Origin of the sequence: Paenibacillus sp. Leaf72, from assembly GCF_001422685.1 — a bacterium.
Lineage (GTDB): Bacteria > Bacillota > Bacilli > Paenibacillales > Paenibacillaceae > Pristimantibacillus.
On the sequence record NZ_LMLV01000001.1, the window covers coordinates 1,398,925 to 1,411,240 of the forward strand.

Annotated in this window: 12 protein-coding genes; 4 read left to right on the forward strand and 8 right to left on the reverse strand. The window is 47.9% G+C overall.

Annotated features, from left to right (window positions below):
* Positions 1-18: 18 nt before the first annotated feature.
* Positions 19-561 carry a DUF402 domain-containing protein gene (locus tag ASF12_RS06035; protein ID WP_056032884.1) on the reverse strand — a complete coding sequence of 181 codons (543 nt, stop codon included), beginning with the start codon at positions 559-561 and terminating at the stop codon, positions 19-21.
* 139 nt (positions 562-700) lie between these two features.
* On the reverse strand, positions 701-1,123 hold the full coding sequence (locus ASF12_RS06040; protein ID WP_046232160.1) for a GNAT family N-acetyltransferase: 423 nt from the start codon (positions 1,121-1,123) through the stop codon (positions 701-703).
* A gap of 358 nt (positions 1,124-1,481) precedes the next feature.
* Between ASF12_RS06040 and ASF12_RS06045 the strand changes: the two genes are divergently transcribed.
* Positions 1,482-2,093, forward strand: a complete 612-nt coding sequence (locus ASF12_RS06045; RefSeq protein ID WP_056030892.1) for a superoxide dismutase — start codon at positions 1,482-1,484, stop codon at positions 2,091-2,093.
* 263 nt (positions 2,094-2,356) lie between these two features.
* On the forward strand, positions 2,357-3,154 hold the full coding sequence (locus tag ASF12_RS35170; RefSeq protein WP_200931586.1) for a hypothetical protein: 798 nt from the start codon (positions 2,357-2,359) through the stop codon (positions 3,152-3,154).
* A gap of 103 nt (positions 3,155-3,257) precedes the next feature.
* Here the strand turns inward: ASF12_RS35170 and ASF12_RS06060 are convergent, their stop codons facing one another.
* The 3 genes from ASF12_RS06060 to ASF12_RS06070 form a co-directional block, all read right to left on the reverse strand.
* Positions 3,258-4,178, reverse strand: coding sequence for a carbohydrate ABC transporter permease (locus ASF12_RS06060; RefSeq protein ID WP_056030900.1), 921 nt, complete (start codon positions 4,176-4,178; stop codon positions 3,258-3,260).
* Between the two features lie 91 nt (positions 4,179-4,269).
* Positions 4,270-5,226 (reverse strand): ABC transporter permease, encoded by a 957-nt coding sequence (locus ASF12_RS06065; RefSeq protein ID WP_056030903.1) that lies wholly within the window; start codon positions 5,224-5,226, stop codon positions 4,270-4,272.
* Between the two features lie 34 nt (positions 5,227-5,260).
* A complete protein-coding gene (locus ASF12_RS06070; protein WP_056030906.1) occupies positions 5,261-6,910 on the reverse strand; it encodes a hypothetical protein in 1,650 nt (549 codons plus the stop codon).
* A 279-nt stretch (positions 6,911-7,189) separates the two neighbouring features.
* Between ASF12_RS06070 and ASF12_RS06075 the strand changes: the two genes are divergently transcribed.
* Together ASF12_RS06075 and ASF12_RS06080 are read left to right on the forward strand one after the other, a co-directional pair.
* Positions 7,190-9,064 carry a sensor histidine kinase gene (locus ASF12_RS06075; RefSeq protein ID WP_056030909.1) on the forward strand — a complete coding sequence of 625 codons (1,875 nt, stop codon included), beginning with the start codon at positions 7,190-7,192 and terminating at the stop codon, positions 9,062-9,064.
* Positions 9,042-9,812 (forward strand): response regulator transcription factor, encoded by a 771-nt coding sequence (locus ASF12_RS06080; RefSeq protein WP_056030912.1) that lies wholly within the window; start codon positions 9,042-9,044, stop codon positions 9,810-9,812. Before ASF12_RS06075 ends, ASF12_RS06080 begins: the two co-directional genes overlap by 23 nt.
* A 96-nt stretch (positions 9,813-9,908) precedes the next feature.
* Here ASF12_RS06080 and ASF12_RS34265 read toward each other — a convergent pair whose 3' ends face one another.
* The 3 genes from ASF12_RS34265 to ASF12_RS06090 all read right to left on the reverse strand — a co-directional run bounded on the left by ASF12_RS34265 (position 9,909) and on the right by ASF12_RS06090 (position 12,313).
* Positions 9,909-10,079, reverse strand: a complete 171-nt coding sequence (locus ASF12_RS34265; protein ID WP_155972815.1) for a hypothetical protein — start codon at positions 10,077-10,079, stop codon at positions 9,909-9,911.
* 26 nt (positions 10,080-10,105) lie between these two features.
* On the reverse strand, positions 10,106-10,888 hold the full coding sequence (locus tag ASF12_RS06085; RefSeq protein ID WP_056030916.1) for a hypothetical protein: 783 nt from the start codon (positions 10,886-10,888) through the stop codon (positions 10,106-10,108).
* Positions 10,889-11,158: 270 nt separating this feature from the next.
* On the reverse strand, positions 11,159-12,313 hold the full coding sequence (locus ASF12_RS06090) for a S1C family serine protease (protein WP_056030920.1): 1,155 nt from the start codon (positions 12,311-12,313) through the stop codon (positions 11,159-11,161).
* Between the last annotated feature and the right edge of the window lie 3 nt (positions 12,314-12,316).

Sequence of the window (12,316 nt, forward strand, 5' to 3'; positions counted from 1 at the left end):
TCCTTAACCGCCTCCGCCCTATAAGCTTGTGCGCCATGTTTCATAATAAGCGATAATCACTTCGTCATCAAAAGGAACAGCTTGCTCGTCCATCCGCAAAAGCAGCTCATCCAGCCCTTGCAGCACATGCTCCTGCACATCTCGCGGGTAGTCGTACTTCGCTTTATGAAGCTCGAACTCATCCTCATCTACAACCTCTCGGCTGCCGTCTGGCAGTCGGATGACATCCAAATCGTAGTCGATATAGGTGAGCAGCTCACTATCCCAAGCAAATGGTGAAGCGAGATTGCAGTAATAGCGAATACCGCCTTCCTCAAGCAGCGCAACCACATTATACCACTGTCCGGGCAGAAAAAAAGAAACCGCAGGCACCTGGCTCATCCAAACCTTGCCGCTGGCCTCCACAATGGGTGTCTCAAAGTTGATCGTCACCTTAAAGCCAAGTGCGGCATGCTGCGGAATGAGCAGAGGTGCCGGAATAAGCCAATTATGCTGCCAAATGCGGTGGATGCTGCCATCGTGCTTGGAGCTCCTGATGACGCAATGCTGATAGGGATCCATGTTGTTCTCCTTCTTGCAGGCGCTAAGCGCAGCGCTTAAATAGCCCTCTTTATAAAATAGAAAAGCATATCCCATCGCCAAAAGCAATGGCGATGCAGATATGCCCTGCAAACGGTTATTGGACAGCCAGAGGCTTGTCCTAACCTGCTATAATACTTAGCTGTTGGAAAGAGCGGAAAAAATCTTTGGACACATAGCCCAGCGATTCATAAAGCGGCAAAACGGCTTCATTATGCTCATCAGCTGTAATTAAAATTTTCTTTACTTGGCGTTGTTGGAATCTTAGGCGCAAAGACTCGATAAGCGCTTTGCCAATTCCTTGACGCTGATGGTCCGCATGAACCGCAACACGATAATAGTAGCCCGTGTTATTATCAATCGTACCGATAATGACACCTACAACTTCCGACTCATAGAGAGCGACGAGAACAAGCTCGCTATCCCATGACAATTGACGCGCAAAAGCTTCCATTGTTTGCTCGTAACATTCTTCAGTTAATACATCCGCAAGAAGAGCCGTTAGCAACCTGTAATCTGATAATTGGAAGGAACGAACATTCATTATCGATACACACCTCTATACCATGTCATTGTGCTGCAATTTAATCATTATACTACATCTTCTATCGTTTTCCTTCACAAAATTTTAAAATTTGTTTAAAAAAATCTAAGAATTTAGCGAATTATGACTGAAAACGCTTTAAATTAAGCGCTTACATAAAGTTTTAGCCGATTTTCGTGCATTTGATTGGTTTTTCTCCCGCTTATGCATAATTACTTTAACAATATGACATGCTACTTAAGTCTACCTTATCTATTAAAATTCGACTTTTGAAACATCAATGTTGATTTATGTGATTGGATAGGGGATAATAAGAAGAGTAATTTACATATTCTAATTTTAGGAGGCTGTTTATATTATGGCACATCAATTACCAGCACTTCCGTATGCTAATAACGCTCTTGAGCCCCACATCGACGCTCTGACGATGGAAATCCATCACGACCGTCACCACAACGCTTATGTAACAAACCTGAACGCTGCTTTGGAGTCCGCTCCTGAGCTGCAAGGCAAATCCATTGAGGATTTGATTGCTGATCTGGCTAGCGTACCTGAAGCGATCCGTACAGCGGTTCGCAACAATGGCGGTGGACATGCTAACCACAGCCTGTTCTGGGAAACAATCGGTCCTGACGCTGGCGGCGCTCCAACTGGCGCACTGGCAGCTGCGATTGATAGCGAGCTGGGCGGCTTCGATACATTCAAAGCTGACTTTGCAAAAGCTGCTGCTACCCGCTTCGGAAGCGGCTGGGCATGGCTTTCCGTGAAAGACGGCAAGCTTAAAGTTGCAAGCCTGCCGAACCAAGACAGCCCGATCATGGAAGGCGAAACACCGCTTCTTGGTCTGGACGTTTGGGAGCATGCTTACTACCTGAACTACCAAAACAAACGCCCTGACTACATTGCAGCGTTCTGGAACGTTGTAAACTGGGCTGAAGTTGGCAAACGTTACGAAGCAGCTGTTAAATAATACAGCTTGCCGTTTAAAGCGGAGTCTCCACTTGGAGGCTCCGCTTTTTTTATATAAGCCGATTATAATTCCCCCCTTATAATGGGCTTATATTTCACCCGCGAAACGGCAGCTTTGCCGCCAGAGGACGGTGACAGCCGTTTACGCTTGGTTGTTTTCCAGCTTTCCAGTAAAACTATGCACAAGGATAGGCATTCGCCGCATAACATGAAGTAGGATAGTTAAATGCCTAACTCGACGTGCAAAGGAGTCTGACCTATCGCATGAACGATACTTACGGTTTCACCAATGAGCAAGTGCAGATTTATGTCCCGCCATCTCCGTCTTCCCGCGCAGGGCAAGACTGCGGCTGTGGCGGCCCGCGCATGCTGATGCCCGGAATGCCTGGCGGCGGCCCGGGACTATTCCCGCCTGGACCGGGGCCAGGGCCATTCCCTCCGGGACCAGGGCCATTCCCTCCGGGACCAGGGCCGTTCCCTCCGGGGCCAGGGCCATTCCCTCCGGGACCAGGGCCATTCCCTCCGGGACCAGGGCCATTCCCTCCGGGACCAGGGCCATTCCCTCCGGGACCAGGGCCATTCCCTCCGGGACCAGGGCCATTCCCTCCGGGACCAGGGCCGTTCCCTCCGGGACCAGGGCCGTTCCCTCCGGGGCCGTTCCCACCGTTCCCATTCCCGATTCCGCTGCCGATTCCTATTCCGTTCCCTCCGGGACCACAAGGGAGGGTAACGGTCGTTATTAACGGAGGACGGGTGTTTCCAAACGTTACTCAGGCGTACCGAGTTATCCACCGTATCGGCATGACGATTTATCAGGCGCTGTGGGAAACCGGAGTTGTCCGGTTTGGCTTCAACGGACAAATTACTTCGATCAGCGGCATTCCGATCGGTGGCAATATCAGCTATCTGCTGCGCCTGAATGGCAGAGTTATCCCATCCACGCTGCTGAGCTTCCCGCTTCAGCGCAATGACGCCGTAGCTCTGGAACTGATTTACTCCCCTTCTGGCCGCCAGAGCGATGAGGATTTAGCTGACATTTCCGATGTCACACAGCAGTCCTAAAATAATGGATAAAAAAAGAGCGGGCCTACGAATAACGTAGGCCCGCTCTTTCCAATTCCTGACCAGCTTCAGCTCCCGCTGCAACAAGTGGACAAGCTTTCCTTTATTCCTTGACGCCGCCGAGCGTCAGCCCCGTAACGAAGTATTTTTGCAAAAACGGGTATACGATAATAATCGGCACGGTAGCTACAACTGTAATAGCAGCCCGGATCGACGCTGGCGTTACGATGTTCGCCTGAATATTTTTGCTGCTGGCGAAGGCCGACTCTGCTGTGCCTCCAACGCTCATATTGGCGGATTGCAGCTTTTTCATCAGCTCATATTGCAGCGTGCTTAAGTTAATATTCGAGGAATTATATAAAAAAGTATCGAACCAGCTATTCCATTGCCCCACCGCGACGAACAGCGCAATCGTAGCAATGACGGGCAGGCTGAGCGGCAATATGATCCGCATAAAGATCGAGAAATGCGTCGCCCCATCTATTTGCGCAGATTCTACCAGGCTCTCGGGCAAGCCTTCCATAAAGGATCGCATGACTATAAGGTTGAACGCGCCAATAAGTCCCGGGATGACATACACCCAAAACGTCCCGTACAGATGGAGGTTTTTAATGAGCATATAGGTTGGAATCAGGCCGCCGCTGAAGTACATCGTAAAGATGAAGATGAAGGAAATCGGCCCCCGCAGCACATAATCCTTGCGGCTTAATGTATAGGCCAGCATTGCTGTGCAGAACACGCTGCTTACTGTACCGAGCAGCGTCCGGGCAACGGAAATAAAGAAAGCATGATAAATGAGCCCATCCTGAAACAGCGTGCTGTAATTAAGTGTCGTGAACTCTCGCGGCCACAGAAAGGTGCTGTCCCGAACCGTATCCTGCGCCTGATTAAAGGAAACGGCGAGCGTGTTCAAAACCGGATAAAGCGTAAGCACGAGCAGTGCTAGCAGAAATACGGTATTGCATAGGTCAAAAAGCAAGTCAGCTGCCGACCTCTTTGACCTGCTGAGTGTCGTCGTTGTCATCGTCTCCTCCTGTTCCCTATCGCCTAGCATGAGTGTAAAACAGGCTTTTGCCCTCCAGGACCGGGCGGCAAAAAGCTCATTTTTTCTCCGATTAAAACAGCCTCTCCTGCCCCATCCGCTTCGCCATGCGATTCGCGGCCAGCAGCAGCACGACGCTGATAACCGTCTTGAAAATGCCGGCGGCGGTTGCAAACGAGAACCGCGACAAATTAATGCCGTATTTTAGTACAAATATATCGATCGTCTCGGAATAATCCACCACCATTGGTGTTTGCAGCAAATATTGCTGTTCAAAGCCCGCATCCAAAATATGCCCAATATTCATAATAAGCAGAATAACGATGATGCTGCGAATGCCGGGCAGCGTAATATGCCTTATTTTTCGAAACCGTCCCGCTCCATCGATGCTTGCCGCCTCATAGAGCGAAGGATCAATCGTCGTCATCGCTGCCAAATAAATAATGGCACTCCAGCCGATCTCCTTCCACACATTTGAGGCGCCAATAATCCACCAAAAATAATGCTGCTCGGAAAGCCACATGATCGGCTCCTTAATAATATGCAGGCTCACTAGCAGTTTGTTGACAGCCCCATCTATGGAAAGCACGTTCATAATCAAGTTCGCGGCCACAACCCACGATAAAAAATGCGGCAGGTAGCTGACCGTCTGGACGATACGCTTGAACATGATTTTGCGCACCTCATTGAGCAATAGCGCCAGACCGATCGAGCTGACGAAGCCGAACACAAGATTAATCAAGCTCATCGCGAGCGTATTGCGTATGACGCGGATAAAGTTCTCATCTTGAAACAATTCGCGAAAGTTGGCCAGCCCCACCCATTCGTTATCCAGCATCGCCGAGCCAAGCTTATAATTTTGAAAAGCCATCATCCACCCATACAGCGGCAAGTATGCAAAAATAATGACGTACACCACAAAAGGAATCGACATGACCATTAGCGCCTTCTGGCTGCGCAGCTTGCTCCACTTGCCCCGACTTTTTTTGATTCCGGCATGCTCTTTCACTCGCTCAACCGTTACAGACATCGCACGCTCTCTCTCCCTCCTCGCCGCGAGCTCCTTACCAATTCTCTTGGCGGTCCTTCACCTTCGTCGTCAGCTCATCGAGCCAGCCTTGAACGTCCAGCTTCTCTACGGCAGCGACATATTCATTCCAATATTTTTCGAAGTCATCGGCGTTTTTGGCAACGACCATTTGCGGTGGATATTTTTTATTAATATCGTTAAGCTTCTGGTTGAATACTTTGTTTGTCTCCGTCAGCTCGATGCTCCAGAGCGGGAAATATTTGCGGTTCAGATTCGGGCCGTCGAACAGCTCCTCGTAAGTCGTTGCGCCGTAAGCCTTCAGCAGTTCCTTATCCATTTCATCATATCCGGCGGCAATCTCTTCCGGCTGCTGATACTGCTGGTAGCTGTTGCCGTCAGCCATCGTGCCCGAAGAGCCTGGCCAGTACCAGAGGATGTTGCCGGTTGTTTTCAAGCCGTTTTTCGGATCGGCAAAAAAGTCCCGCTGCTCCTGATTGCGATAAAACCGCCCGGTGTCGCTGACCGTATAGTCTTCGCCCGCCACGCCCCAGTTGCGCAGCAATTGTCCTTCTTCGCTTGCCATGTAATCGGCATATTTGATCGCCGCTACAGGATCCTTCGCATTTATCGTAATCGAGAAGCCCATATTGTAATTCATCGAAGGCACATCCAAATAATCCGGCTGAATGGTATCATCGAAGGTAAGCTGGAGCGGCACAAACATCCGGTTCGCCTTGCCCTGCTGCTTCAGGGAGTCAAGCGCCGTCTGGAACTGCCACTTCTGGTCAAACATCCCCAGCACCCGGCCGCTGGACAGCTTAGCCAAATACTGCTCATAGTTCATCACAAAGGCTTCCTTATCGATCATGCCTTCCCGGTACATTTCATGCAGCTTGGCGTAATACCGCTTCGTAATGTTTTCGTCCGTCTGATAGAAGGCCAGCTTGTTCGCCACCGGGTCAACAATAGCCCGAGAATCGTTAGGGCCGCCGGCCAAAAATTGCATCGCAGTCGTCAACGTGAAATTGCGGTTGTCATAGGTCAAAATTTCAAAAGGAATCGTATCCGCGCCATCGATTTGCGGGTATTTTTTATAATAGGCGCGCAAAACATCGACGTATTGGTCAAACGTCGTAATTTTCGGATAGCCTGCGTCCTTGAGCACTTCCTTCTGTATCCAGAAGGCTGCGCTAATGCCCTTAATCGGCGTCCCCGTAGGCGCAACCTGCGGCAGCGCATAAATATGTCCATCTGCTGTTTTCAGCCGTTCCCAATAGGGCCCATAGATGCGCTTAATGTTCGGGGCATGCTGCTCAATTAAATCCTCCAGCGGGATAAGCGCATTCGCATCCTCGAATTTAACCGTCTGATCCGTATTGATGAGGTCAGGGTAATCGCCTCCGGCGATCATTACCCCTACCTTCTGCTCCTTCTCGCCGACGAGCCGCTCATATTTGATCTTTACTCCTGTTTTCTGTTCAATCATGTCGCCAATTTTTGTATGCTCGGGAACATTGTCGCCGGGATCAAAGATGAAATAGCTGAATGTGGTCAGTTCCTCGCCGCTGTTATTTTTGCTGGTGCCAGCAGCCGTATTCGTACTCTCCGTGCTGCATCCTCCTACTATCATCGACAAGGCCAAAGATGCCCCCATGATCCATGTAAGCGCTATTTTTTTACTCAAGATCGTTGCCACCCTCCCTTTAATATAAATTAACTGTATCAAACAGGAAGCTGCCCAGGTACCCGAAAAACCTTAACATCATACCCCGCAAATCTAATGAGATTGACAGCTATTGCTTCAGCTATGGGCTGGTAAATTACCAAATTCTCTTAATTTAGGGTAGCTATTTCAACAAATAAGTGTTAATTTTACTAATGAAAACGCTTAATTAGCTTTCAAATGACACTATTATACTAACAGAATGGTTTTGTTAGTTTTTAGCCAAAGGAGCAGCACGCGATGAAAATGATGCAAAACCTCCGTCCCTTCCGCTGGAACGACTTGCGGCTGCGAAACAAGCTGATGATTTTATATTTTGCCGCTGTTTTTATTCCGGTCATGCTGACGAATACGTTTTTCTATACGATCACCGCAGGCAATGTCAGAACGGAGAAGGTCCAGGACCTTCGGCAATCGCTTGAAAGAAACAAGGATAACTTTCGCAAAATGCTGGAGGGCGTCATCAGCTTCTCCTCGGTCATCTATAATGATGGCGTCCTCTATAGCGCATTGGATCGCACTTATGCGAGCGAAAGCGAAGTTATTGCAGCCTATGGCGAGGTGCTGAACAACTCGATTAACCGCTTCGTGCCACTGAATAAGCAGTTTTATAATGCGTATTTGTTTACCGACAACGACAGTCTGATTCACTCGGGCCTCCTGCAATTCATCGACTTGCAGACGAAGCAGGAGGGCTGGTATCAAGCGACTACCGATCAGGCGCGAAGCCGAAAATGGCTGCTTTATACGAACACGCCGACCGCGACTTGCAGGCAAACTGGGGCAACAGCTGCTTCGTTAGCAGCCAGCGAGGAGACAGGCGCGGGAGCAGGGTCGGCCGAATGCGGCGCTCCTTATTTGAGCGTGATTCGCGAGCTTGATTTTTACAAAGCCTATTCCAGCTACCATAAAATTCTCAGAGTAGATATTTTGCCGCATTATTTGGAAAACACATTGTTCGATCATTCGTTTCCCGGTGAAATTTATTTACTGAATCCTCAGGGCGATGTCATTTATTCGTCGGAGGCAGAGCCGCCAGCTTTCATCCATGAAGAAGCTCAACGGGGCAAAACCATTATCGCCAGCGCGTTTGAAGGCGTCGATTATCTGAAAGGCTGGGAGATGGTAGGCATCTACCCTAATGAGGTTGTCAATCAAAGCCTGCTTGATTCGCGCAAATTTATTATTTATTTGACGTGCGCAAATCTGCTATTTCCGAGCATTATTATTTTGCTCATTGCCCGGTCGCTCAATCTTAGGCTGGGCATGCTGCTCGGCGGCATTAAACGGGTGAAAAACCAGCGCTTTGAAATGCTGAAGGCCAAACCGGCATCCGATGAAATCGGGCAGCTGACCGAGGAATTTAACCGAATGACGCAGCAGATCAACGGCCTCATCCAAGATGTGTACGTGGCGGAGCTGGACCGGAGGCAGGCGCAGTTTAATGCTCTGCTAAGCCAAATTAATCCGCATTATTTGTTTAATACGCTTGATGCCATTCGAATGAATTGCGTCATTAAAGGTGAAGAGGAAACGGCATCGGTCATTAAGCTGCTCGGCCGCGGCTTTCGCCGATCGCTGAGCTGGGGCGAGGATATGATTCCGCTTCAAGAGGAGATGGCATTCGTCACCGACTATTTGGACATTCAGCATTTCCGCTTCGGCCACCGTCTCTCCTATCAGCTCGATATTGATGAGGAGGTGCTGGAGCTGCCCCTGCCGAAAATGAGCATCCTTCCGCTCGTTGAAAATGCCTGCATTCATGGCATTGAATATTCCGAGCAGCCCGGCAGCATTACCGTATCGGCTAAGCTTCACAGCACTCGCGTAGTCATTCGCGTGTCGGACAATGGCATTGGCATGGAAGAGGAGAAGCTCAGACACTGGCTTGCCCGACTGGAGCAATCCGGCGTGCAGCATCAGCAGGGCAAGCATGTGGGGCTGAAAAATGTATATGACCGGCTCAAGTGGCATTTTGGGAGCGAGTTCAGCTTTAGCCTCGATTCCCGTTATGGGGAAGGCACAACGATTGAACTGCAAATGCCCGCTGCCTTCGCTAAGGATGAATTTATAGGTGAAAGGAGAATCGTCGATGTTGAAAACGTTGATCGTTGAAGATGAGCCGCGGATGCGTGAAGGGCTAAAAAGAATTATTTTTTGGGAAAAGTACGGCTTTAATGTATGCGGGGATGCGGAAAATGGACGGCAGGCGCTCGAATTAATCGAACGCGAGCAGCCCGCGCTAGTCATTACCGACATTCGCCTGCCCGGCATTACAGGGCTTGAGCTTATGAAGGAAGTAACAGGGCGCATGGATACCTGCTTTATTGTCATATCCGGCTATGACGAATTTGAGTATGTGAAGACGGCGCTTATCTGTGGCGCTGTTGATTATATTTTGAAGCCAGTGGAGGAGGAGCAGCTGATTGGCGCTCTGCTGCGGGTGAAAAAACGGCTGCTCAAGGCTTTGCCCAGCACAGCCTCCAGCGCAGGCGGCACTGCGGAACCGGAGATAGGAATTGAGATGGGGATGGGGATGTCTTCGGATGATCCTATCGCTTTTGTCAAAGAGTATGTAGCCTTGCATTATCAGGAGCAGGTGACGATGAAGGAAATTGCCGGCAAAACGTATCTCCATCCCTTCTATCTCGGGCAATTGTTCCGCAAGGCAACCGGTATTTATTTCAACGATTACGTCCATCAAATTCGCGTGGATAAGGCGCAGCTGCTGCTCGCCACAACAAGCAGCAAAATAGCCGACATCGCTGCTGGCGTCGGCTATCCAGATCCGGATTATTTTGTGCAGCAGTTCAAGAAGATTACTGGCTGCACCCCTTCCCATTTTCGAAAAAACCAGCTTTAGTGTGTCATTTCCGTAATGTTAATTTGGATACCTGAAAAATATGATGCTTTCAGGAACACTACTAATCCAAAAATATATATTAATTTCAAAAAAAGTTTAAGTTCGAATTGAAAGTTGGATAATAGAGCTTAGAATACCGATGATTCCTGCTACTATCAGGATAATAGATATCTTCTTTTGTGATATATCTGTGATTAATTTAAAGATACCTAATCCCACAAGAACAATCGCGATAAATAAATTAATGTATAAAAGCCAACTGCTCATTTTATTACCTCCAAACTTATACTATCTTATGAACGTGCCCAAACATAGTAAACAGGAGGAGCATATAAACCTCTAAAATAGATACCTTTGTTTCCACCCAAACTGTCTGCTAAACCAATAGCAGCTCCTCCAAACCATACTACTGCAGCAATAATTCCTGTTACTGCTGCAGTACCAGCAGTAATAATACCGGCCGCTTGTAACGCTGAGGCAACAGCAGCAGAAGCTGCTCCGGTATTCAAACCATTAATTAAAACCTGCGTTGCATACTCAGATAGAGAAAGTTCCCATCCCCACCAATAAAAATACAAACCAACAGGAGGATTATAACTATCTGCATGTACAGTATTTCCATTAAAAGAGAGGGAGTAGTTTGTTTCTCCCATCTCAACGGATATGCCTTGATCCCTATTAATGACATCTTCAAAAAAGATATCATATTCTACATAAACGGTTTTGTTAGTCTCTAAGTTACCCTTTTGAATATCTCCTGTTGAGTATACACGAAAACTTTCGTCCGTAACAAGATTACCGGACTCTATTAGATCATTAATATTATGGACACTGACTACAAGATGATCGAGAATTTCTTGTTCTACTGAGGGTTCTCCAATAATTTCGAAGGTGCCGTCAGGATTCCTATTTAAGTTATTTTCTTCAATTTCTTTTATAGCGGTATATAAATCCTTTTGATATTGAATATTCTCTTTAACAGATGAGTCTATTGGAGTTGCTGCAAAGCTAAAGCTATTAAGAAAGAGGGTGAAAAACAGGATCAAAGATAGAGCCAAACTTATTCTTTTTCTCAAAAATGATCAACCTTTCTTTAATTTGGTATTAGTAGTGTTCATTAACTTATTGTAACTATAAAAATTAAATTGTCAATAATTAGAATTTATAATGAAGAAATTATTAGTAAATAATCATTCCTATTTCACATTGCCGCAATAACCCTCGGATCGATAGGAATAGGAAAAAATGTCAATTCAAAAACATTAATCATTATTTCCCTCCAATTATTTAGCAGACAAAAAGCCAGCATTCCTCATTCGGTATGCTGGCTTTCTCTGCAATTAGCGTTAATGCTGTTCTTTCTCATGTGCGGCCTGCTCAATGACCTTGCCTCTGCCGGTTATCAGCTTGAGCTGATCGTTCTCATAGCCGACCTCGTAAATCACCTGATATTTGCTCAGCTTGTTTTTGCCGCTTACTCGTTCATCTACTGAAATAATCGCCGTTACAGTCGCTTGCTGATCGTTGTTGACCGTGACATGCATATCGTCGATGACGACATTGCGCGTTGGCATATAACCTTCCCGAAATGCGTCATAGCTTGTACCCTCTTTCCAGCTGCCGCCCAGCAAGGAATAGGCATAAACATAATCGGCATTGTTCAAGCTGTCGTAAAAATGAGTAACCAAGTAGCTGGCATATTCACTCATCGTCGCTTCCTGCTTTGCCATGCCCGTGCTATTCGTGCCCTCCTGCTCAGGCAGCACCTCCATCGGCTTCGTCGACCAGGCTTCCACCGTTGCCAGCACATTGACGATTGGAATGCTGAACCCGATCGAACCTTGCTCAATGCCTGCTGAATTAATCCCGAGCACTTCGCCTGTCTCTCTTCTGACCAGAGGGCCACCGCTGTTTCCTGGCGCAATGGGCGCAGAAATTTGATACAAATCCTTATACGAATACGGTTCAATCGTAAAATTACGGCCCAAGCCGCTAACGATGCCAGTCGTTACTGTATTTTGAAAACCAAGCGGACTGCCGATCGCCATCACTTCATCGCCGATTTCCGCTTTTTTATTGCGAACCATCTTAAGCGGCTTCTCGCCAACCAGTCCTGGGACGCGGACAACCGCGACATCCGTCTCCGTGCTGATGCCAATTACTTCGCCATCAAGCTCCCGTGCATCAGACGTGTGGATTTTCACCTTATGAACGCCGGATACGACATGCGCATTGGTGATCAAATCACCTTGATTATTGTACAAAAAGCCTGATCCCTGCTTGCCATTGCCGCTTTCAATCATGACGACCAGCTTCTGCGTTTCATAAATGACGTCTTTAAGCGGCTTGCCTGTTTTCTCCGAGCGCGTATCTGACACGGCAAGCAGCGGCTTGCCACTGAGCTGCTTGGGAATTTCGGAACGGATAAATACGACCGCTCCAGCTCCAAAAAGCAGAAAAGCAACGGACATTATAAGGCTAAGCCAAGTTCCTTTTCTCATCAA